This window comes from Streptomyces sp. NPDC028991 (genome assembly GCF_055564775.1).
Genome location: NZ_JBVHVP010000005.1, coordinates 403322 through 425022 on the forward strand (window position 1 = coordinate 403322; position 21701 = coordinate 425022).

Sequence of the window (21701 nt, forward strand, 5' to 3'; positions counted from 1 at the left end):
CGGACCAGTACGAGGACCCCGATGTCTCACCTCCGCGCCCCGGCCGCGCGAGCAGACCGCCGTGAAGGCGGGCGGCACGGCCGGCCGGCCTCCCGTACCGCCCCCGCACTTCCCGAGACCCACATACGGCCCCAGCTCCTGCGTCTCGCCGTGCTGCCGCCCGTCGCGGTGGCCCTCGGCGCCTGCGCGGTCGTCCTGTTCACCGTCCGGTCCACCGGCGCCCGTCCCGGACTCGTCCTGTGGGCCGTGCTCGCCGGGGCGGTGTCGGTGACCCTCGCGGCCGTCGTCATCGCCGCCGTCGCCGCCGACCGCGCCGCGCGGTCCGTGCACGACCGCGTCGGCGCCCTGCGCCGCAGCACCGCGCGCTCGGAGGGCGATCTGCGTGCCGTGGTCGAGGCGTTGCGCCGCGGCGAGACCCCGCCCCAGCGCAAGCCGCGCGGCGGACCGCCCGACGACGCCGACGACTTCGAACTGCTCGCCGCCGATCTGTCCCGCGCCCACGACGGCGCCGTCACCGCGGTCGTCCGGGCCGCCCAGCTGTCCAGCCAGGCGGGCAGCGAACAGAAGCTGGAGGTCTTCGTCAACCTCGCGCGGCGCCTGCAGTCCCTGGTGCACCGCGAGATCTCCATCCTGGACGAGCTGGAGAACGAGATAGAGGACCCCGACCTCCTCAAGGGCCTCTTCCACGTCGACCACCTCGCCACCCGCATCCGCCGCCACGCCGAGAACCTCGCCGTGATGGGCGGCGCCGTCTCCCGCCGGCAGTGGAGCAACCCCGTCGACATGACCGAGGTGCTCCGCTCGGCCATCGCCGAGGTCGAGCAGTACTCGCGGGTCCGTCTGGTGCCGCCGATCGACGGCACCCTGCGCGGCCACGCCGTGGCCGACGTCATCCACCTGCTGGCGGAACTCGTCGAGAACGCCACCCTGTTCTCCGCCCCGCAGACCCAGGTGCTGATGCGTGCCAACCTCGTCACCTCGGGCCTCGCCGTCGAGGTCGAGGACCGCGGACTCGGCATGCCCGTCGGCGAGCAGAGCCGGATGAACGCCCTCCTCGCCGATCCCGACCAGGTCAACGTCGCCCGCCTGCTCGCGGACGGCCGCATCGGGCTGTACGTCGTCTCCCAGCTCGCCAAGCGGCACGGGATCACCGTCCGCCTGCAGACCAACATCTACGGCGGCGTCCAGGCCGTACTGGTCGTGCCGCAGGCCCTGTTGGGCACGGAGCCGGGCGCCCTGCCCGGAGACGTGAACCGGCCGGCGCAAGCCACCCGGGCCGCCCCGGTGCCCCTACCGCCGCCCCCGCGGGAGCTCAGGCCCGCGGCCACCGCTGTGCCGCCGCTCCCCGGCGCACCCGTTCCGGCCGCGCCCACCTCGGCCGCCCCCGCGCCGGCTCCCGCCCCGTCTCCCGCCGTTCCGTCCGACGCGGCACACGCTCCGGCCTCCGCGGCACCCGCCCCGGGCGCCGCCCGCCGGGCCGACGGCGGTGGACCCGTGCCGCTGCCCGTGCGCGGCGCCCACCGCGACCGGCCCACCCCGGCCGCCGCCGTGCCCGGTCTCCGGCCCGAGGACCGGGGCGTCCTCGACGAGCACGCCGCCACCCCGCCCGTCCCGCGCCACAGTGCGGTGCGCGGCACCATGGGCAAGCCCCGACTGCCCCGCCGCCGCGCCCAGGAGCACATCGCCCCCCAGCTGCGCGGTGGCCCCGCACCGCGCCAGGAGCCCGATCAGTACGCCGGCCACGACCCCGGACTGATGGCGGCCTTCCAGCGCGGCATCGGCCTCGCGGAGGCCCAGCAGCACCTGGAACCGTCCCCCGTGGAGCCCGCGCCGATGGAGCCGACCCGCGTCGATCCGGCGACGGCACACATGGAGCCGACCCCCAGGGACCCGGCCGGATGAGCACCCCCGCGACCACCCCCGCGACCGCCCCCAGCTCCCTCCACACCCCCACCACCACGACCAGCGCTTCCGCAGACCTTCGTACCCCAAGGAGTCGATCCACCATGGCGAGCGACGCGCCGACCGGCCAGGTATCCGACCTCGACTGGCTGATGAGCGGCCTCGTGCAGCGCGTACCGCACACGTCCAGCGCCGTGCTCCTGTCCTGCGACGGACTCGTGAAATCCGTCCACGGACTCGACGCGGACAGCGCCGACCACATGGCGGCCCTGGCCTCCGGCCTGTACTCCCTCGGCCGCAGCGCCGGTGTCCGCTTCGGCGACGGCGGGGACGTACGGCAGGTCGTCGTCGAACTCGACTCGACCCTGCTGTTCGTCACCACCGCCGGCTCCGGTACCTGCCTCGCCGTGCTGGCCGGCCGCGAAGCCGACGCCGCCGTGCTCGGCTACGAGATGGCGATGCTCGTCAAGAGCGTCCGCCCCTACCTCGTCACCGCACCCCGGCAGTACGCCGTCGAACCCCCGGCGATGAGGCCTTGAGGGTGGCCGCGGCCGGCGACGGGCCCTGGCTCGACGACGCGGCCGGACGGCTGGTGCGCCCTTTCACCGTGAGCAACGGCCGTACCCGGCCCACCGTCGAGCTCGACCTGATGTCCCAGGTGATGGCCACGGGGGCGACCCCCCTCGGTTACCTCGGCCCCGAGCACGCACAGGCACTCGACCTGTGCCGGGCGCCCCTTCCGGTCGCCGAGCTCGCCGCTCATCTGAGGCTTCCGGTGGCAGTCACCAAGGTGCTGCTGTCGGACCTCGTCGACTGCGGCGCGCTGACCACCAAACCCCCCGCCTCGTTCCACCACAATCCCACGGACCGGGCCCTTCTGGAGGCAGTGCTCGATGGACTACGACGACAGCTCTGACTACGGCCACGGATCCGTACCGGGGTCCGGCCACGACACCACCGACCCGTTCCCCACCGCGCTGAAGATCCTCGTGGCGGGCGGGTTCGGAGTGGGCAAGACGACCTTCGTCGGCGCGGTCAGCGAGATCGCACCGCTGAGCACGGAGGAACTGCTCACCACGGTCAGCGCCGGGACCGACAACCTCGACGGCATCGAGAACAAGCTCGAGACGACCGTGGCCATGGACTTCGGCCGCATCACCCTCGACCCCGAACACGTGCTGTACCTCTTCGGGACGCCCGGCCAGGAACGCTTCTGGTTCATGTGGGACGAACTGTGCGAGGGCGCCCTCGGTGCCGTGATCATCGCCGACACCCGCCGTCTCGAGGAGTCATTCGCCGCCGTCGACTTCTTCGAGGAGCGCGGCCTCGGCTTCATCGTCGCGATCAACGAGTTCGACGGCGCCCACCGCTACGACCCCGAGGAGGTGCGGGCCGCCATGGACCTCCACCCCGAGATCCCGATCGTGCGCTGCGACGCGCGGATCTCCAGTTCCGGCGTACAGACCCTGCTCACCCTCGTACGCCACCTCATCGCCCACACACCGGCCCCCACGACGGGGTCCGGCGCCCACAGGTAGGTCCCGGGTAATCCCAGGTGATCCACGCACACACCGCCACGGAGCCGCACATGACGCACGCCCACAGCGACGGAGCCCGCCCATGAGCTACGACCCGCCGCGCCCGGTCGGACGTCTGCTGCTCACCCCCGAGGACCGGGAGGCACCCGCCCGGGTGCGACGGCTGCGCCGGCTCGGACTGGCGGAACGCCCGGATCCGGCCCTCGACGCCTTCGCGGCCCACCTCGCCCATCTCGCCGAGGCGCCGTACGCGATGGTCAACTTCCTGGTCGAGGGAGGGCAGTTCTTCGCGGGCCTGCGGGTCCCCGACATCGCGCCGGTGACGCGGGGGGACGGCAGCAGTCCCGAGTTCGCCCGCATCCAGCCGCGCGACCACGGCTTCTGCCCCCACGTGGTGGTCCGTCGCAAGGCGCTGGTCCTCGAGGACGTGCGCGACTATCCGCGCTTCGCGGGCAACCCGGTCGTCGACGAGTTCGGCATCCGCTCCTACCTCGGCGCCCCGCTCATCGACAGCACGGGAACGGTGCTGGGCGCCGTGTCCGCCGCCGACGTGAGGCCCCGGACCTGGGGGAAGGCGGGCCTGGCGACGATCAAGTCGACGGCGGTCGACCTCGTACGGCGCATCGAACGCAGCGCGGAGGACGGGCTCCCGCTGTGAGCCGCCGGGCGGCGGCGCGAGGGACGAGCGGGGTGTGAAGGAAAGCTGCGGCCGGGCTTAAGAAAGGCTCGATGGACCCGGGACGCTGTCGTACGGCAGATTGCTGTGCGATCGGCACATCGCCGTGCGATTCCCCTCCCCTCCCCGGACACGGGCTGCCCAGGCATGCCCGGCGCCGGGACCTCACCGTCAGGAGCCCTAGCGTTGAAGGCGCTGGTCAAGGAGAAGGCGGAGCCCGGGCTGTGGCTCGTGGACGTCCCCGAGCCCGTCATCGGACCCGGTGACGTCCTCATCAAGGTGCTGCGTACCGGCATCTGCGGCACCGACCTGCACATCCGGGCGTGGGACGGCTGGGCGCGGCAGGCCATCCGCACCCCGCTCGTCGCCGGGCACGAGTTCGTCGGCGAGGTCGTCGACACCGGCCGGGACGTCACCGACATCAAGGCCGGCGACCGGGTCAGCGGCGAGGGCCACCTGGTCTGCGGCAAGTGCCGCAACTGCCTGGCCGGACGGCGCCACCTGTGCCGCGCCACCGTCGGGCTCGGCGTCGGCCGGGACGGCGCGTTCGCCGAGTACGTCGCCCTGCCCGCCGCCAACGTCTGGGTGCACCGCGTCCCCGTCGACCTCGACGTCGCCGCGATCTTCGACCCGTTCGGCAACGCCGTGCACACCGCCCTGTCCTTCCCGCTGGTCGGCGAGGACGTCCTCATCACCGGCGCCGGACCGATCGGCCTGATGGCCGCCGCGGTCGCCCGGCACGCCGGGGCGCGCAACGTGGTGATCACCGACGTGAGCGAGGAGCGACTGGACCTCGCCCTCAAGGTCGGCGTCAGCCTCGCCCTGAACGTGTCGAAGACGACCATCGCCGACGGGCAGCGCGAGCTGGGCCTGCGCGAGGGCTTCGACATCGGTCTGGAGATGTCCGGCCGTCCCGAGGCCATGCGCGACATGATCGCCAACATGACGCACGGCGGCCGGATCGCCATGCTCGGCCTGCCGTCCGAGGACTTCCCGGTCGACTGGGCCCGGATCGTCACCTCCATGATCACCATCAAGGGCATCTACGGCCGCGAGATGTTCGAGACCTGGTACGCCATGTCGGTGCTGCTGGAGGGCGGTCTCGACCTCACCTCCGTGATCACCGGCCGGTACTCCCACCGCGACCACGAGGCCGCGTTCGCCGACGCGGCCGGCGGCAAGGGCGGCAAGGTCATCCTCGACTGGACCGCGTAAGTCGGCTGCCCCTTCCAGTGCCCCTTCCCGCGCCCTTTCCAGCGCCTCTTCCAGGAGACCCCGCTATGTTCGACTCCGTGCGCGACGACCTGCGCGCCACCCTCGACGAGATTCGCGCCGCCGGCCTGCACAAGCCCGAGCGCGTCATCGGCACCCCCCAGTCGGCGACGGTGAACGTCACCGCCGGCGGCCGTCCCGGCGAGGTCCTCAACTTCTGCGCCAACAACTACCTCGGCCTCGCCGACCACCCCGAGGTCGTCGCCGCCGCCCACGAGGCGCTGGACCGCTGGGGCTACGGAATGGCCTCCGTGCGCTTCATCTGCGGCACCCAGGAGGTGCACAAGGAACTCGAGGCCCGGCTCTCCGCGTTCCTCGGCCAGGAGGACACGATCCTGTACTCCTCCTGCTTCGACGCCAACGGCGGTGTCTTCGAGACCCTCCTCGGCCCCGAGGACGCGGTGATCTCCGACGCCCTGAACCACGCCTCGATCATCGACGGCATCCGCCTCAGCAAGGCCAAGCGCCTGCGCTACGCCAACCGCGACATGGCCGATCTGGAGGCGCAGCTCAAGGCCGCCGGCGACGCCCGCCGCAAGCTGATCGTCACCGACGGCGTCTTCTCCATGGACGGCTACGTCGCCCCGCTCGCCGAGATCTGCGACCTGGCCGACCGCTACGACGCCATGGTCATGGTCGACGACTCGCACGCCGTCGGCTTCGTCGGCCCCGGCGGCCGCGGCACCCCCGAGCTGCACGGCGTCATGGACCGGGTCGACATCATCACCGGCACCCTCGGCAAGGCCCTCGGCGGTGCCTCGGGCGGCTACGTCGCCGCCCGCGCCGAGATCGTCGCCCTGCTGCGTCAGCGCTCCCGGCCGTACCTCTTCTCCAACACCCTCGCCCCGGTGATCGCCGCCGCCTCCCTCAAGGTGCTCGACCTGCTGGAGTCGGCCGACGACCTGCGTGTGAGGCTCGCCGAGAACACCGCCCTGTTCCGCCGCCGGATGACCGAGGAGGGCTTCGACGTCCTCCCCGGCGACCACGCCATCGCGCCGGTGATGATCGGCGACGCGTCGAGGGCGGGCCGCATGGCCGAGCTGCTGCTGGAGCGCGGGGTGTACGTGATCGGCTTCTCCTACCCCGTCGTCCCGCAGGGCCAGGCCCGCATCCGCGTGCAGCTCTCCGCCGCCCACTCCACGGACGACGTGAACCGCGCGGTCGACGCCTTCGCGGCGGCGCGCGAGGAGCTCGACGCCTGACGCGGGCCGTGCCTACGGCCACGGGCACGGCGGGCGCGGCGGGTGAGAGAATCGATCCCGTGATCGAAGCGCGGCGGCTGCACATCCTCCGAGCGGTGGCGGACCACCGCACCGTGACGGCGGCTGCCGCCGCGCTGTACCTCACCCCGTCCGCGGTCTCCCAGCAGCTGGCCGCCCTGGAGCAGGAGACCGGCCACCGCCTGGTCGAGCGCGGCGCCAAGGGGGTACGCCTGACCCCGGCCGGCGAGATCCTGCTCAGCCACACCAACGCCGTCCTCGCCCAGCTGGAGCGGGCCGAGGCCGAGCTCGCCGCCTACGGCTCGGGCGCGGCCGGCACCGTCACGGTCGCCTCCTTCGCGACCGGTATCGCCCTCGTCGTGGCGCCCGCGCTGACCCGCCTCGCCGATTCGGCGCCCGGCATCCGCATCCGCGTCCAGGACGCCGAGGGGGACGCCAGCCTGCCGATGGTGCTGGACCGGCAGGTCGACGTGGCCGTCGCCGTCGAGTACCGCGGGGCGCCGCCCGCCGACGACCCGCGCCTGACCCACGTCCCCCTGTACGCCGAGCCCTTCGACGCGGTGGTCCCGGTCGCCCACCGCCTCGCCGACGCCGACGAGGTGCCGCTCGGGGAGCTGGCCAAGGACCCGTGGATCGGCCCCTACCCGGGCAACCCGTGCCACGACGTGGTGGTCATGGCCTGCGAGAACGCCGGCTTCCAGCCCCGCATGGAGCATTCCTCGGACGACTTCCGGGCCGTCGTGTCGCTCGCCGCCGCCGACGTCGGGGTGGCGCTCGTTCCGCGTTCGGCGCTGCACGGCACGGACCTCACGGGTGTGGTCGTCCGCCCCGTCGACGGGGACGCACCCACCCGCCGCGTCTTCGCGGCCGTACGCCGTGGCGCCGAGCAGCACCCGCTGATCCGCCCGGTCCTGGACGCACTCGACGAGGCGGCCCGGGCGTGAGGCTTCGGTAACACCGCTGTCTCATATCCGGGTTAGCGTCCCGGATATGAGAGATGCCGATGTCGCTCCCGACCCCGTGGACGCCCGGCTCGCCGCCCGGCTGGCCGAGCTGCGCGCCGAACACGGCTGGTCGCTGGAAAAGCTGGCGGAACGCTCCGGAGTGAGCCGGTCCACGCTGTCCCGCGCCGAGCGGGCGGAGACCAGCCCCACCGCCTCCGTGCTGAACCGCCTGTGCGCGGTCTACGGACGGACCATGTCCCGGTTGCTCGGCGAGGTCGAGGGGGAGCCCACGCCGCTGGTGCGGGCTGCCGGGCAGCCGGTGTGGGAGGACCGGGCCGCCGGCTTCGTACGCCGTTCGGTGTCCCCGCCGCACGCCGGGCTGCGTGGCGAACTGGTCGAGGGCCGGCTCGTCGCCGGTGCCGACATCGCCTACGACGGGCCGCCCGTGCCCGGCCTGGAGCAGCACATCTGGGTCCTGGAAGGGACCCTGGAGGTGACGGCACAAGAGGTCGAGCACCGGCTCGGCACCGGGGACTGCCTGCGGATGCGGGTGTGGGGCCCGACGAGGTTCCGGTGCCCCGGGCCCGAGAACGTGCGGTACGTGCTGGCGGTGGTGCTGCCGTGATGGTGAGCCGTGTGGACGAGCGGCGACTGACCGCCCTGCTGCGGGAGTTGGCGGACCTGCTGGCCGACACCGTCGAGGGCGGCGCTTCGGTCGGCTTCCTCGCCCCGCTGGACCGCGCCGATGCCGTCGCCTGGTGGCGGAGCCGGGCCGCCGCCGTGGCCGCCGGGCAGCTCGCCGTCTGGGTGGCGCACGAGGGGGACCGGGTGCTCGGGACGGTCGGCCTCGCGCTGCCCGACAAGCCCAACAGCCGCCATCGCGCCGAACTGGTCAAGCTGATGGTCTCCCGCACGGAGCGCGGCCGGGGGCTGGGCCGCAGGCTGCTCACCGCCGCCGAGGAGGCGGCCGCGGCGGCCGGCCTCACCCTGCTCCATCTGGACACCGAGACCGGCAGCCCCGCCGAGCACCTCTACCGCTCCGCGGGGTGGACCCGGGCCGGGACGATCCCCGGCTACGCGGCGGACCCGGGCGGGGAACCGCGGCCGACGACGCTCTACTTCAAGCAGATCGGCGCCCCGGTCGTCGCCGGGTGATTGTCAGTGGCGGCGGCTACGGTGCCTGGCATGCCGGACGCAGAAGACGTACGCCGTATCGCCCTGTCCCTGCCGGACACGACGGAGAAGACCGCCTGGAGCATGCCCACGTTCCGGGTCGCGGGGAAGATGTTCGCCACGCTGCCCGAGGAGGAGACCTCCGTAGCGGTGCGCTGCCCCAAGGAGGAGCGCGAGGAACTCGTGCTGGCCGAGCCGGAGAAGTTCTGGATCGCCGGTCACGAGGCCCAGTTCGCCTGGGTGCGGGCCCGTCTCGCCGCCCTGGAGGGAGAGGACGAGCTGCGCGACATCCTCGCCGACTCCTGGCGCCAGGCGGCCCCCACCAGGCTGCTGGAGGCCCACCCCCGGCTGGGGCTGCCGGCCGGGGGCTGAAAACCCTTCGGGCGATGTCAGTGTCCCGTGGCATGATCCGGAGACATGCGTGGCAGCCGGGCCGGAGGGGGGCTCCGGCTGCCGGAGGGGCGAGACGCGCGGGGATCAGCGGCGGGCGCCCGGGGCGGATGGTCGGCGGGGGCCGACCGGGGAGGGAGAGCGCGGGATGGCAGGGTCGTCGTCGCGGCCCGGCCCGCACGAGCGGGCGCCGGCGGCACGAGCCGTCTGGTCGAGGGACTTCGCGCTGTTCTTCGTCGCCCGGGCCATCGCCCGCCTCGGTGACACGATGCTGCCCGTCGCGCTCGCCGCCGGCCTGCTCCAGCACGGATACGGGGCGGGCGCGGTCGGTCTCTCCATGGCCGCGACGGCCGCCGCCTTCGCCGGTCTCGTCGTCTTCGGCGGAGTCCTCGCCGACCGTTTCAGCACCCGCAAGCTGATGATCGGCGCGGACCTGGTGCGGCTGGGCACCCAGGCGCTGGCCGCCGTGCTCTTCTTCTCCGGCCACGTCGTGCTGTGGCAGATCTGCGCGATCGGGTTCGTCAACGGTGTCGCCGGCGCCGTGTTCCAGCCCGGCGTCGCCAGCACCGTCCCGCGGCTCGCCTCCGACATCCAGGGCGCGAACGGCGCGATACGCGTCGCCGAGTCCGCCGCCCACCTCGCGGGGCCCGCCGTGGCCGGTCTCCTCGTCGGCTTCGCCTCACCCGGCGGAGTCTTCGCGGCCCACGCGACCACGTACGGAGTCAGTGCCCTGTGCCTGCTGCTGCTCCGGCTGCCCCCGCTCTCGCCGGACAGCCGGGTGGTGCCCGGGCGCGGAACGAAGGCCTTCCGTGCCGACCTGGTCGAGGGGTGGCGGGAGTTCCGCTCCCGTCAGTGGCTGTGGGGCGTCATCGCGGTCTGGTGCGTCTACATGATCGCCGTGTGGGGCCCGACCGTCCCGCTGGTGGCGACCGAGGTGGTGCGGGAGCACGGGCCGAGCGCGTACGGCCTGGTCAACTCCGCACTGGGCGCCGGCACCGTCGTGGGCGGACTCCTCGCCCTGCGGCTGCGTCCCCGCCGCATGCTCCGCGCCGGCGCCATCGCCCTCGTCGGCTTCGCCGCCTTCCCCGCGAGCGTCGGAGCCGGGCTCGGCATACCCGCCATGGCGACGGGGGCCGCCGTCGCCGGGGCCGGGATGTCCTTCTGGGGCGTGATGTGGGCGACCAGCGTGCAGACCCAGGTCCCGCCCGACGTCCTGAACCGCATCCACGCCTACGACGTTGCGGGATCACTGGCGATGATGCCGGTCGGCCAGGCCCTCGCCGGCCCGGCCGCCTCGGCCGTCGGCGCCGATCACGTGCTGCTCGCCGCCGGCGCGACGAGCTTCGCGGTCTGCGCCGCCCTGCTCCTGATACCGGCGGTACGCGGACTGGTCCGGGTCGACGCGGCCGCCGCCGGCTCGGACCGGACGGCGGTGCCCGAGCCCTCGCGCGCGAAGAAGACCTGACCGGCGGCGGGCGCCCGCCCCGGAAAAGCGGTGCGCGACCACCGGCCCGAGTGCGGTATGGTTTTCCTGCGCGTTCGGCCAGGGAAACCCCAGGTCAGGCGGGCAACGGGACGTGGCGCAGCTTGGTAGCGCACTTGACTGGGGGTCAAGGGGTCGCAGGTTCAAATCCTGTCGTCCCGACACGGCGAAGGGCCTTCGCGGACGAGAGTCCGCGAAGGCCCTTTTCGCGTACGGGGTTCCGGCGCGCGCGGCTGCGCGTGCGGATCCGCGTCCGAGGTTCCGTGGGCGAACAGGACGGCTCCCCGGAGGCCGCCGATCCCTCACACCACGCAGCCCACATGCGCCAGCGCCTGCTTCAGCAGCACCCCGTGCCCGCCCGGCATCTCGCTCTGCACGGCCGGTGACAGGGCATCCCGCGGGCTGAACCAGACCAGGTCCAGCGCGTCCTGACGCGGCCGGCAGTCGCCGGTCACCGGCACGACGTAGGCGAGGGAGACCGCGTGCTGCCGGGGGTCGTGGTACGGCGTGACGCCGTGCGTGGGGAAGTACTCGGCCACCGTGAACGGCTGGAGCGAGGACGGCACCCGGGGCAGCGCCACCGGGCCGAGGTCCTTCTCCAGATGACGCAGCAGCGCGTCCCGGACCCGCTCGTGGTGCAGCACCCGGCCGGAGACCAGCGTCCGGCTGACCGTCCCGTCGGGGCCGATGCGCAGGAGCAGGCCGACACTGGTGACTTCACCGCTGTCGTCGACGCGCACGGGCACGGCCTCGACGTACAGGATCGGCAGCCGGGCGCGTGCCATCTCGAGTTCGTCGGTCGACAGCCAGCCCGGCGTGGTTTCGGTCATGTCAGACATCGCTTGATCATACTTTCAGCCGTTCCCGCTTCCCGGGTGGCGCTCCGGGACTGTGACCGGTCCCACGCCGCTCAGCCGTCGTCCAACAGTCCACCCGGCAGCCGGTAGACCCGGCGCCCGTTGTCGCGCCCCGCCCAGCGCGCGATGCGCAGCGCGTCCGGCAGTGCGAGTTCGTCGGCGTCCACCCGCTCCTGCCGGCGGCGCCCGCGCCGCGTCGAGGGACGCCCGGCGGGGCGTGCCGCCGGGGACCGTCACCGCCCGGCGGGACCGTCAGTACTGGTTGGTGGGCTGCGGCGAAGGAGTTCCGCCGTCCAGTACGGTCTTCAGGCGCTCGGTGCCCTGCCGCACCGCCTGTTCCACGGACGCGGCCTCACCGCCGTCCAGGCCGCCGCCCGTGACGGTCAGGGCGGAGGTGCCGACGCGTACGGCGGTGAGGTCCAGGGTGAGCGTGGCCGGGTTGTCGGCGGCGGTGCCCCGGACGGTCACGTGCAGGCCCTCACGCGCGTCGCCCACGTCGGGCACCGACGCCTCGGTCACCTGGACCGTGCGCTTCTCGCCCGCGTCGCCGGTCGCGGTGAACTCGTCGCATTTCTGCGGCAGGGAGTCCAGCCACTTCAGGCGGTCGTCCAGCCCGGCGCGGTCGTATCCGGCGACCTGTTCCAGCAGCCGGGAGTCGCCCTGCTCGAAGCCCGTGAGCGCCGACGGCCCCGACGGCCGGCCCAGCAGGTCGTCGCGGTACAGGGAGTCCAGCAGCTTCTGGCAGTCGGCGGCGTCGGTCTTCGCGGTGAGGAAGTCGGAGACGTCGACCTCGCCGACGAGCAGCCGGTCGCGCCACTTGTCCGCGTCCTGGACCTGGTTCCAGTCGCCCTCCAGGTCGGCCTCGGTGAGCAGGGCGGCCTTCGCGCCGGACTCGGTGAGGGTGGAGGGGAGCGTTCTGGGAGACCCGGTGGGCTGGCCCGGGGGGACCTTTCCCGCCTCGCCCCGCTCGGCTGCGGGGGAGGCCGGCCGGGGGGCCTGCGCGGCGGCGGTGTCCGAGGCCGCCCCCGGCCCGGGGCCGTCGCCCGAGCAGGCGGCCGTGGTCAGCAGCGCGCCCGCCGTCAGGGCGGAGGCCATGAGACGGACGGGGTGGGACGGACGACGGCTCATCGCGGATGCCTCCTGGGACGTGACACGGTGTCCTCAGCGCATCACCGCACCCGCCGACGCACCAGCGCACGGGGTTGTTCGGGTGACCGGCCGCGGGAGCCGGAAGGCTCACCCGGCGCGGTCGAGCGTGTCCCGCGCGACGTCCTTGTCCACCGACGCGCGGACCAGCGCCGCCGCGAGGACGGCCGGTTCCGTCTTCCCCGCGAGGTCGAGGAGCCGGTCCGGGTCGCCGGGCAGGCCGAGGTGCTCCGCGCCCTGGAGTGCCTTGCGGTCCAGGTAGGGAGCCACCTGCGGCCAGACCCCCTGGACCTCCCGAAGGAAGATGTCCGCGCCGGTCGGACCGACCCCGGGGAACTCCTGGAGCAGCCGCCGCACTTCGGGCACCTCGCCGTCCGCCTCCTTCCGGAGCCGGCGCAGGTCCCCGCCCCATCGCTCGGTCAGCAGCCCGGCGGCGTCGCCGAGCTGGGTGGCGGTGCGCTCGTCGTAGCGCCGGTAGCCGCCCCGGCCGAGCGCGTCCACCCGCTCCTGCCAGTCGGCGGCGGCCATGCGGCGCGGATCGCGCAGTCCGGCCTCGTGCAGGGCGCGGGCGGTGGCCACGGCGACCGAGCCGCGGATGCGGGCACTGAGCAGATGGGCGAGGACCAGCAGCCGGTACAGCGGCTGCGGGGTGTCCTTCAGCCGGATGCCGGCCTCCTCGGCGTACGTCCGCCCGTGCGCGCCGACGAGTTCGCGTACGACCCGCCGCTGGTCACGGCCCACGGTTACGGTTTCAACGGGTCGTGGCCGACCGTCATCAGGCGGTGCCTGAGCCGGGTGTCCTCGGACCGGGGCTCGTTCTCCAGGTCGGTCTGCGAGGTCACGGTGTCCACGACCTTGCGCATCGCCCGCAGGTCGTCGTCCGTCAGGTCCGTGCGCCGCTTCTGCAGGATCGCGAGGACGTGCTGCCCCAGTGGTGAGCCGGCGTCGTCCGGCAGCGGCTCGGTCAGCTCGCCGGAGTCGCGTACCCGGAGCCAGTCCGAGAGTTCCGCGGAGGTCATGTTCACCACGCGGTGGAAGTCCTCCCACAGCGCGTCGAGTTCGAGGGCGTCGGCCATGAGGTGCCCCTCTTTTCGTCGTGCGTATGTGCGTAGTCGTGCGCATGTGCGTGCTGCGCGGTCGTACGGAGCAGGGCGACGCGCTCCTCCTCGCCGGTGCCTCCCCACACGCCCGACGTCTGCCCCAGGTCCAGGGCGAACGCCAGGCACTGCGCGCTCACCGGGCACCGGGTGCAGACGTCCTTGGCGGCCTCGGTGTCCCGCAGGGCGGGACCGGTGGTGCCCACCGGGAAGAACAGTTCGGGGTCCTCGTCGACGCAGGCGGCGCGGCGCAACCACTCCATGGGGGCGCGGGTGCCCATGAGGCTCGAGGGCAAACGCCCCCTCGCCGCGGCGCCGGGCGAACGGCCCGCGGGGCACCGGGGCGGACAGCCGCGCCGGGACGGGGGGCTGCCCGCGCCGCTCGTCGGATCTCCGCCCACACAGCTCAGCGGGCGAGTACGCCGTCCAGGAAGCGCGTGACGTCGGCGAACACGTCCGCCCGGTTCGTCTCGTAGAAGACCTCGTGCCGGGCGCCCGGGTAGATCCGCTCGGTCAGGTCGCCGCCGCTCAGCCGTTCGACGCCGACGCGGCTGCCGGGCAGCGGGACCAGCCGGTCGTCGTCGCCGTGCACCCACAGCAGCGGGAGCCGGCCGACGTCGCCGCCCTTGGCCACGGTCTCCAGGGTCCGTACGAACGCCTCCAGCGTCGGCCGCTTCATCGGACCGTGCCACACCAGCGGGTCCGCCGCGTACGCCGCGCCGACCGCCGGGTCCCGGGATAGCGAGGCCGGGCTGATCGGGGTGTCGGGGATCTCCTCGAGGGCGAGCAGCCGGCGCGGCAGCTCCCAGTCCCCGATCACCGGCCCGGAGAGCACCAGCGCGGTCAGCTCCCCGGGATGGCGCTGGGCGTAGCGGGAGGCGATCAGACCGCCCATGGAGTGCCCGATCATGACGAGCGGCAGGCCGGGGTGGGTGGACCGGGCCCGCTCGGCCACGGTGTGCACGTCGGTGACCACGTCCTCGAAGTCCTCGATCAGCACCCGCTCGCCGTCCGACCGTCCGTGCCCGGTGTGGTCGACGCCGTACACGGCCGCGCCGTGTTCCGCCAGGACGCCGGCCACCTCGTCGTAGCGGCCGATGTGCTCGCCGTACCCGTGCACCAGCAGCGCCACGTACGTGGGCCGCCCGGCGGGCCACTCGCGGGCGGTGAGCCGTCCGTGCGTGCCGGTCAGGACGTGCTCGCGGGCCTCGGTCATGTCTCCTCCAACTGCGTCGGTGAAGGTCACCGGAGGATCTTCCCAGGGAGCCGTCCGGCGGTCTATAGTCCAAAACTAGCAGTGCTAATTAAGTGTTCGTTCGCCGTCCGGCGACCGAGTGACGGTCAGGAGTCTCCTCGTGCGTCCCGTCCACTTCGCGGCCGCCCGCCGCACCCCGATCGGCAAGCTCCGCGGCGCCCTGTCCACGGTGCGGCCCGACGACCTCGCCGCCGCCGTGATCCGGGGCCTGGTCGCCGACGTGCCCGCGCTCGACCCCGCCCGTGTCGACGACGTGTACTGGGGCGCCGCCAACCAGGCCGGCGAGGACAACCGCAACGTCGCCCGCATGGCCGCTCTCCTCGCGGGCCTGCCCGACTCCGTGCCCGGCGCCACGGTGAACCGCCTGTGCGCCTCCGGCCTGGAGGCCGTCACCACCGCCGCCCGCACCATCGCCGCGGGTGAGGCCGACATCGTGCTCGCCGGCGGCTCGGAGTCGATGAGCCGCGCCCCCTTCGTCCTGCCCCGCCCCGACGAGGCCCTGCCGCACCGCGTCGAGACCGTCGACACCCGCCTCGGCTGGCGCCTGGTCAACCCGGCGATGAAGGAACTGCACGGACTGCTGGCCATGGGTGAGACGGCGGAGGAGGTCGCCGGGCGGTACGGCATCCCGCGCGAACGCCAGGACGAGTTCGCCCTGCGCAGCCACCGCCTCGCCGCCGAGGCCCGGAAGAACGGCCACTTCGACGACGAGCTGCTCCCCGTCGAGCGCCCCGACGGCGTGGTCGTCGACACCGACGAGTGCGTCCGCGAGGACACCTCCGTGGAGAAGCTCGCCCGCCTGAAGCCGGTCTTCCGCGCGGGCGGCACCGTCACCGCGGGCAACGCCTCCCCGATGAACGACGGCGCCGCCGGTCTCCTCCTGGTCAGCGAGGAGGCCCTGAACGAGCTGGGGCTGGAGTCGCTCGGCCGCTATGTCGCGGGCGGCTCGGCCGGCGTCCACCCGGACGTCATGGGCATCGGCCCGGTCCCCGCCACCCGCAAGGTCCTCGCCCGGGCCGGCTGGAGCGTCGACGACCTCGCGGAGGCCGAGTTCAACGAGGCGTTCGCCGCCCAGGCCCTCGCCTGCGTGGACCAGCTCGGCATCGACCCCGGCCTGGTCAATCCCAGCGGCGGCGCCATCGCGCTGGGCCACCCGCTCGGCTGCTCCGGCGCCCGCATCCTCACCACCCTGCTCCACCGCATGCGCCGCACGGGCGCGGCCCGGGGGCTCGCCACGATGTGCGTCGGTGTCGGGCAGGGCAGCGCGGTGCTCGTCGAGCGGCACTGAGGTCACCGGCCCCGCCGCAAGCCGCCCACTCCCTGCGCAGAGCCGCAGCAAGGAACGGAGCAACATCCCATGGCAACCCTCTCCGTCGCCGCCATCCTCGCCGAGAACGCCCGGCGCCGTCCCGCCAAGGAGGCGCTGGTCGAGGGCGACCTGCGGCTGACCTTCGCCGAGGTGTGGCAGCGGGCCCGGGCCCGGGCCGGCGCCCTCACCGGCCTGGGCGTCCGGCCGGGGGACCGGGTCGCCCTGATGGCACCGAACACCGCCGACTTCCCGCAGGCGTACTACGCGATCGCCGCGACCGGTGGCGTCGTGGTCCCGGTCCACCTGCTGCTGTCACCGGCGGAGGTCGAGCACGTCCTGCGCGACAGCGGCGCCACCCTGCTGCTGTGCCACCCGGCGCAGGCGGAGACCGGGGCGGCCGCCGCACGGGAGGCGGGCATACGGGTGATCACCCTCGGAGACGAGCTCGACAGGCTGGCGGCCGACGCCGTGCCCCTGCCTTCGTACGTCACCCGCGACGCCGACGACCCAGCCGTCGTCTTCTACACCAGCGGCACCACCGGCGTCCCCAAGGGCGCCGTGCTCAGCCACTTCAATCTGGTGATGAACGCGACCGTCAACGCCTTCGACGCCAACGACATCCGGCCCGACGACGTCGCGCTCGGCGCGCTGCCGCTGTTCCACGCCTTCGGCCAGACCGTCTCCATGAACTCCACCTGGCGGGCCGGCGCCACCCTCGTCCTGCTGCCGCGCTTCGACGCGGCGCGCGCGATCGAGCTGATGGTGCGGGAGAACGTCAACACCTTCCACGGGGTGCCGACCATGTTCGTCGCCCTCGCCGCCGCCGCGGCCGACGCCGACGCCCTGCCCGGCCTGCGGGTGTGCGTGTCCGGCGGCGCGTCGCTGCCCGTCCCCGTGCTGGAGCGGTTCGAGGAGGCGTTCGGCGCGAGGATCTACGAGGGGTACGGGCTGTCGGAGACCTCCCCGGCGGCGGCCGTGAACCAGCCGGTGTTCGGTGCCAAGCCCGGCACCATCGGCCACCCGCTGTGGGGTGTGGACGTGGAGATCGCCCGCGCGGAGGCCGAGGACACCGTCGAGTTGCTGCCGCCCGGCGAGCTGGGCGAGGTCGTCGTACGCGGACACAACGTCTTCTCCGGCTACCTGGGCCGCCCCGAGGCCACCGCCGAGGCGCTCGTCGACGGCTGGTTCCGCACCGGGGACCTCGGCACCAAGGACGACGAGGGCTTCCTCAGGATCGTCGACCGGAAGAAGGACATCATCATCCGCGGCGGCTACAACGTCTATCCGCGCGAGGTCGAGGAGGTGCTGATGCGCCACCCCGGCATCGCGCAGGCAGCCGTCATCGGCCTCCCGGACGAACTGCACGGCGAGGAGGTGTGCGCCGTCGTCGTCCCCGCCCCGGACGCGGCGCCGGACGCCGCCGATGTCATCGAGTGGTCCAGGCGGTACCTCGGCAAGTACAAGTACCCGCGCCGCGTGGAAATCGCGGACGCGCTGCCGCTGGGGCCCAGCATGAAGGTGCTCAAGCGCGAGCTGCGGGTGCGGTACGCGGCCGGCTAAGGGCCGACAGGCGAGACGGTGCTTACGGGCATCGGTTAGGTGCGCATAGCATCAGTGCCCGCAATGAACACCATGACGCTCTGGCATCTCACCGGCTGGGAATTCGCCGCACTCGCCTTCGCCGCCTTCCTCGTCGGCTTCTCCAAGACCGCCGTGAGCGGCGCCAACACGGTCAGTCTCGCGATCTTCGCGGCGGTCCTGCCCGCCCGCGCCTCCACCGGCATCCTCCTGCCGGTGCTGATCGCCGGTGACATCCTGGCCGTGCTCACCTACCGGCGCCACGCGCACTGGCCCACGCTGTGGCGGCTGTTCCCGGCGGTGGGGGTCGGTGTGGTCGTGGGCACCGTGTTCCTGGTCTGGGCGGACGACGCGATCGTACGGACCTCGATCGGCGCGATCCTGCTGCTGATGGCCGGGGTGACGGTCTGGCGCCGACGGCAGGCCGACGCCGCCGGGCAGCAGGACGGGCGGCGCGCCGGGCAGCAGGACGAGATCAGCGCACGGGCCGGTCGCCTGAAGGCCCGCTCGTACGGTGTCCTCGGCGGCTTCACCACGATGGTCGCCAACGCGGGCGGCCCGGTGATGTCGATGTACCTGCTCTCCGCGGGCTTCCGGAAGCTCGGTTTCCTGGGCACGTCGGCTTTCTTCTTCCTGATCGTCAACGTCTCCAAGCTGCCCTTCAGCGCCGGCCTCGGCCTGATCGACGGCCGCTCGCTGTTCCTTGACGCCGCGCTCTTGGTGTTCGTGGTCCCAGGAGCGTTCATCGGCAAATGGGCTGTGAACCGGATCAACCAACGCCTGTTCGAGCGGCTGGTGATCGCGGCGACGGTGATCGGGGGCCTCCAGCTCCTCCTGCCCTGACGGTGCGTAGTCTCGACGGCATGTCCCGGCCGACCCCGTCCCGCCCGACCCCGCACGTGCTGATCCTCGGCGGCACCACCGAGGCCCGCCGACTGGCCGCCGACCTGGTGGCGCGAACCGGCGTCCGCGTCACCACCTCCCTCGCGGGCCGCGTGACCCGGCCCGGCACTCTCGCCGGGGAGGTACGGACCGGCGGCTTCGGCGGTGCGGAAGGGCTGGCCGCCTGGCTGCGCGAGGAGCGTGTGGCCGCCCTCGTCGACGCGACCCACCCCTTCGCCGAGACGATCACGGCGAACGCGGTCCGTGCCGCGGCGGTCACCGGCACCCCCGCGGTGATCCTGCGCCGCCCCGGCTGGCAGGCCGGTCCCGGCGACCACTGGCATCCCGCCGCGTCCCTGGACGCGGCGGCCGACCTGCTGCCGGGCCTCGGCCGCCGCGCCTTCCTGACCACCGGCCGCCTGGGCCTGACCGCCTTCGCGCACCTGACCGGTCTCCACTTCGTCGCCCGGTCGGTGGAGCCCCCCGAGCCGCCCCTGCCACCGGACACCCAGGTCCTGCTGGCCCGCGGCCCGTTCACGGTGGCCGACGAGACGGCGCTCCTGCGCGACCACCGCATCGACGTGGTGGTGACCAAGGACAGCGGGGGAGCGGCCACCGCGGCCAAACTCACGGCGGCCCGGGAACTGGCCCTCCCGGTGGTGGTCGTCCGCAGGCCTCCCCTCCCGCCGGGCGCGGACGTGGTGTCCGGCGTGCCGGCGGTACTGGAGCGGCTGGCACAGCTGGAGCGGCTGGCACAGCTGGGGTGACTGGCACAGGTGGGGAGACTGGGGCAAACCGGAGCGACTCGGGCGGCGGGGCCTCAGTGGGCCGTGACCGGCTGCCGCACGCGGCCCTGCAGGCCGTTGCTCAGGTCCTCGACCAGCAGGCGCTTGGCGATCGCGTCGACCGCGGCGCGCAGCTCCGCGTCCGAGGGACGGCCGATGTCCTGTTCCACCCGGTCCTCCAGCCAGGCGGACCACGCCCGGCCGATGACCAGCGCCTCACGGGCGCCCGCCTCCGTGTGCGAGAGCAGGGAGCCGTGGCGGGTGAGGAAACCCTCCTCGACCATGCGGTCGAAGACCGGCAGCAGCACCTCCGGCGGCACCCGGCGACGAGCCGCGATCAGGCCGAGGCTGGCGTGTCCGACCAGCCGAGTGAACAGGTCGACCTGCATGACGGCCCAGGCACCGGCGACATCGAGCCGGGTGTCGCTGTCCGCGATGATCCGGCGCGCGGTGTCCAGCTCCGTACTGCCGATGATCTTCCCGACGGCGGCCTCCAGTGCCCGCCTGTTGTCGGCGTCGTGCGGTGAGGCGAAGCCCTCACCCATGTCGGTGGAGCCCGCGCGGGCGCTGTCGCGCAGCTGGACCTGCTTGAGGAACAGGGCGACGAGGAAGCCGAGCGCCGCGACCGGCACCGTCCACAGGAACACGGTCTGGATGGTGTCCGCGTACGCGCCCACGATCGGCGTCGACGCCTCCGGCGGCAGCCCGTGCACGCCCTCCGGACTGGTCGCCGCCCTGCTGATCACGGCCGGATCGGCGGCGCCGGTCCCCGCGGCGGCGGTGACGCCGTCCCGCAGGTTGGGGCCGAGCGAGTTCGCGTAGATGGTGCCGAAGACGGCGGTGCCGAAGGAACTGCCCAGCGTGCGGAAGAAGGTGACGCCGGAGGTCGCGGTGCCGAGGTCGGCGTAGTCGACGGTGTTCTGCACGGCGATGGTCAGCACCTGCATGGACAGGCCGATGCCCGTGCCCAGCACGAACATGTACAGCGACTCCAGCCAGGAGCCCGTGGACGGTTCCATGAGCGACATCAGGTACAGGCCGACCCCCATGACCAGGGTGCCCACGACCGGGAACAGCCGGTACCGCCCCGTCCTGCTGACCATGCTCCCGCTGAAGACCGAGGCGATCAGCAGCCCGGCCACCATCGGCAGCGTCCGGACGCCCGAGACGGTGGCCGAGTCGCCGTCGACGTACTGCAGGTAGGTCGGCAGGTACGTCAGCGCGCCGAGCATCGCGAAGCCGACGATGAAGCTGAGGACCGAGCAGACCGTGAACACCGGGTTGGAGAACAGCCGCATCGGCAGCATCGGTTCGGCCGCCCGGGTCTCCACCCAGCAGAACAGCCCGAGCGCGATCAGCCCGCCCGCGAACAGGCCGACGATCACGGCCGAGCCCCACGCGTACTCGTTGCCGCCCCAGCTCGTCGCCAGGATCAGCGCGCTCGCGCCGACCGCGACCAGCGCGATGCCCAGGTAGTCGATGACGGGCCGGGCGGCCGACTTCACCACCGGGATGGTGCGGGCGGCGGCGATGACGACGACGATCGCGATGGGCACGTTGACGTAGAACGCCCAGCGCCAGGACAGGTGGTCGGTGAACAAACCGCCCAGCAGTGGGCCGATGACCGTCGCCACCCCGAACACCGCGCCGATCGCGCCCTGGTACTTGCCGCGCTCCCGCAGCGGGATGACGTCCGCGATCAGCGCCATCGACGTGACCATCAGGCCGCCCGCGCCGATGCCCTGCATCGCCCGCCAGCTGATCAGCAGCGGCATGCTCGTGGCCAGTCCGCACAGGAACGAGCCCGTGATGAACACGATCGCCGAGACCTGGAAGACGACCTTGCGGCCGAACATGTCGCCGAACTTGCCGACCAGGACCGTCGCCACGGTCTCCGCGAGCAGGTACGAGGTCACCACCCACGACATGTGCTCGCCGCCGCCCAGATCCGACACGATCGTCGGCAGCGCGGTGCCCACGATCGTCTGGTCCAGCGCCGCGAGCAGCATGCCCAGCATGATCGTGACGAAGACGACGTTGCGGCGCCGCCTGTCCAGCACGGGCGGCTGGGCGGCAGCGGTCCGTGGCGTTTCCCCGGCGACTGTCACACGGTCACGATCACACCCGTGCACCGGCCACGCATGCGGGGACGGTCCGCCCGGGTTCGGTCGTCGGTGCGGCCGTCGGCACGCTC

At 73.3% G+C, this 21701-nt stretch carries 22 protein-coding genes, 1 tRNA gene and 2 pseudogenes; 17 read left to right on the forward strand and 8 right to left on the reverse strand.

Features of this window, described 5'->3' with window-relative positions; translation table 11 throughout:
• Window positions 1-21: 21 nt before the first annotated feature.
• From ACZ4V1_RS14460 to ACZ4V1_RS14520, 13 genes are all read left to right on the forward strand, one after another.
• Window positions 22-1902, forward strand: a complete 1881-nt coding sequence (locus ACZ4V1_RS14460; RefSeq protein WP_468334517.1) for a sensor histidine kinase — start codon at window positions 22-24, stop codon at window positions 1900-1902.
• A gap of 104 nt (window positions 1903-2006) precedes the next feature.
• Window positions 2007-2441 (forward strand): roadblock/LC7 domain-containing protein, encoded by a 435-nt coding sequence (locus ACZ4V1_RS14465; RefSeq protein WP_468334520.1) that lies wholly within the window; start codon window positions 2007-2009, stop codon window positions 2439-2441.
• A gap of 2 nt (window positions 2442-2443) precedes the next feature.
• Complete coding sequence (locus ACZ4V1_RS14470; RefSeq protein WP_193776113.1) at window positions 2444-2818, forward strand: DUF742 domain-containing protein; 375 nt, start codon at window positions 2444-2446, stop codon at window positions 2816-2818.
• Window positions 2796-3440, forward strand: coding sequence for a GTP-binding protein (locus ACZ4V1_RS14475; RefSeq protein WP_468334523.1), 645 nt, complete (start codon window positions 2796-2798; stop codon window positions 3438-3440). Before ACZ4V1_RS14470 ends, ACZ4V1_RS14475 begins: the two co-directional genes overlap by 23 nt.
• Window positions 3441-3522: 82 nt before the next feature.
• Window positions 3523-4098, forward strand: coding sequence for a GAF domain-containing protein (locus tag ACZ4V1_RS14480; RefSeq protein ID WP_468334526.1), 576 nt, complete (start codon window positions 3523-3525; stop codon window positions 4096-4098).
• A gap of 204 nt (window positions 4099-4302) precedes the next feature.
• On the forward strand, window positions 4303-5331 hold the full coding sequence (gene tdh, locus ACZ4V1_RS14485) for an L-threonine 3-dehydrogenase (RefSeq protein WP_468334529.1): 1029 nt from the start codon (window positions 4303-4305) through the stop codon (window positions 5329-5331).
• A 65-nt stretch (window positions 5332-5396) separates the two neighbouring features.
• Window positions 5397-6590 carry a glycine C-acetyltransferase gene (locus ACZ4V1_RS14490; protein ID WP_468334532.1) on the forward strand — a complete coding sequence of 398 codons (1194 nt, stop codon included), beginning with the start codon at window positions 5397-5399 and terminating at the stop codon, window positions 6588-6590.
• 59 nt (window positions 6591-6649) lie between these two features.
• Window positions 6650-7552: a LysR family transcriptional regulator gene (locus ACZ4V1_RS14495; protein ID WP_468334535.1), complete on the forward strand. Its 903-nt coding sequence runs from the start codon at window positions 6650-6652 to the stop codon at window positions 7550-7552.
• 46 nt (window positions 7553-7598) lie between these two features.
• Entirely contained in the window at window positions 7599-8177 is a 579-nt protein-coding gene (locus ACZ4V1_RS14500) for a helix-turn-helix domain-containing protein (RefSeq protein WP_468334538.1), read from the forward strand.
• A complete protein-coding gene (locus ACZ4V1_RS14505) occupies window positions 8174-8707 on the forward strand; it encodes a GNAT family N-acetyltransferase (protein ID WP_468334541.1) in 534 nt (177 codons plus the stop codon). Before ACZ4V1_RS14500 ends, ACZ4V1_RS14505 begins: the two co-directional genes overlap by 4 nt.
• A 30-nt stretch (window positions 8708-8737) precedes the next feature.
• Window positions 8738-9097, forward strand: coding sequence for an MmcQ/YjbR family DNA-binding protein (locus ACZ4V1_RS14510; RefSeq protein ID WP_468334544.1), 360 nt, complete (start codon window positions 8738-8740; stop codon window positions 9095-9097).
• 166 nt (window positions 9098-9263) lie between these two features.
• Window positions 9264-10580 (forward strand): MFS transporter, encoded by a 1317-nt coding sequence (locus ACZ4V1_RS14515; RefSeq protein ID WP_468334547.1) that lies wholly within the window; start codon window positions 9264-9266, stop codon window positions 10578-10580.
• Window positions 10581-10686: 106 nt separating this feature from the next.
• Window positions 10687-10760, forward strand: a tRNA-Pro gene (locus tag ACZ4V1_RS14520).
• 140 nt (window positions 10761-10900) lie between these two features.
• Here ACZ4V1_RS14520 and ACZ4V1_RS14525 read toward each other — a convergent pair.
• From ACZ4V1_RS14525 to ACZ4V1_RS14555, 7 genes and pseudogenes are all read right to left on the reverse strand, one after another.
• Window positions 10901-11428: an NUDIX hydrolase family protein gene (locus tag ACZ4V1_RS14525; RefSeq protein WP_468334852.1), complete on the reverse strand. Its 528-nt coding sequence runs from the start codon at window positions 11426-11428 to the stop codon at window positions 10901-10903.
• An 80-nt stretch (window positions 11429-11508) separates the two neighbouring features.
• Window positions 11509-11631, reverse strand: a pseudogene (locus tag ACZ4V1_RS14530) (amidohydrolase family protein); the annotation flags it as partial.
• A 76-nt stretch (window positions 11632-11707) separates the two neighbouring features.
• A complete protein-coding gene (locus ACZ4V1_RS14535) occupies window positions 11708-12583 on the reverse strand; it encodes a hypothetical protein (RefSeq protein WP_468334550.1) in 876 nt (291 codons plus the stop codon).
• A gap of 108 nt (window positions 12584-12691) precedes the next feature.
• Window positions 12692-13342, reverse strand: coding sequence for an HhH-GDP family DNA glycosylase (locus ACZ4V1_RS14540; protein WP_468334553.1), 651 nt, complete (start codon window positions 13340-13342; stop codon window positions 12692-12694).
• A gap of 2 nt (window positions 13343-13344) precedes the next feature.
• On the reverse strand, window positions 13345-13677 hold the full coding sequence (locus ACZ4V1_RS14545; protein ID WP_310869888.1) for a DUF3140 domain-containing protein: 333 nt from the start codon (window positions 13675-13677) through the stop codon (window positions 13345-13347).
• A 47-nt stretch (window positions 13678-13724) separates the two neighbouring features.
• A pseudogene (locus ACZ4V1_RS14550) lies at window positions 13725-13961 on the reverse strand (WhiB family transcriptional regulator); the annotation flags it as partial.
• Window positions 13962-14104: 143 nt separating this feature from the next.
• A complete protein-coding gene (locus ACZ4V1_RS14555) occupies window positions 14105-14914 on the reverse strand; it encodes an alpha/beta hydrolase (protein WP_468334556.1) in 810 nt (269 codons plus the stop codon).
• A gap of 139 nt (window positions 14915-15053) precedes the next feature.
• Here ACZ4V1_RS14555 and ACZ4V1_RS14560 point away from each other — a divergent pair, with 139 nt between their 5' ends.
• The 4 genes from ACZ4V1_RS14560 (at window position 15054) to ACZ4V1_RS14575 (ending at window position 19489) form a co-directional block, all read left to right on the forward strand.
• Window positions 15054-16241: a thiolase family protein gene (locus ACZ4V1_RS14560; RefSeq protein WP_468334559.1), complete on the forward strand. Its 1188-nt coding sequence runs from the start codon at window positions 15054-15056 to the stop codon at window positions 16239-16241.
• Window positions 16242-16310: 69 nt separating this feature from the next.
• Complete coding sequence (locus ACZ4V1_RS14565; protein WP_468334562.1) at window positions 16311-17822, forward strand: long-chain-fatty-acid--CoA ligase; 1512 nt, start codon at window positions 16311-16313, stop codon at window positions 17820-17822.
• A gap of 63 nt (window positions 17823-17885) precedes the next feature.
• Window positions 17886-18683, forward strand: coding sequence for a sulfite exporter TauE/SafE family protein (locus ACZ4V1_RS14570; RefSeq protein WP_468334565.1), 798 nt, complete (start codon window positions 17886-17888; stop codon window positions 18681-18683).
• 20 nt (window positions 18684-18703) lie between these two features.
• Window positions 18704-19489 (forward strand): cobalt-precorrin-6A reductase, encoded by a 786-nt coding sequence (locus tag ACZ4V1_RS14575; RefSeq protein ID WP_468334568.1) that lies wholly within the window; start codon window positions 18704-18706, stop codon window positions 19487-19489.
• Between the two features lie 53 nt (window positions 19490-19542).
• On the opposite strand, the gene ACZ4V1_RS14580 is transcribed toward ACZ4V1_RS14575, so the two are convergent.
• A complete protein-coding gene (locus tag ACZ4V1_RS14580) occupies window positions 19543-21615 on the reverse strand; it encodes an MDR family MFS transporter (RefSeq protein WP_468334571.1) in 2073 nt (690 codons plus the stop codon).
• Between the last annotated feature and the right edge of the window lie 86 nt (window positions 21616-21701).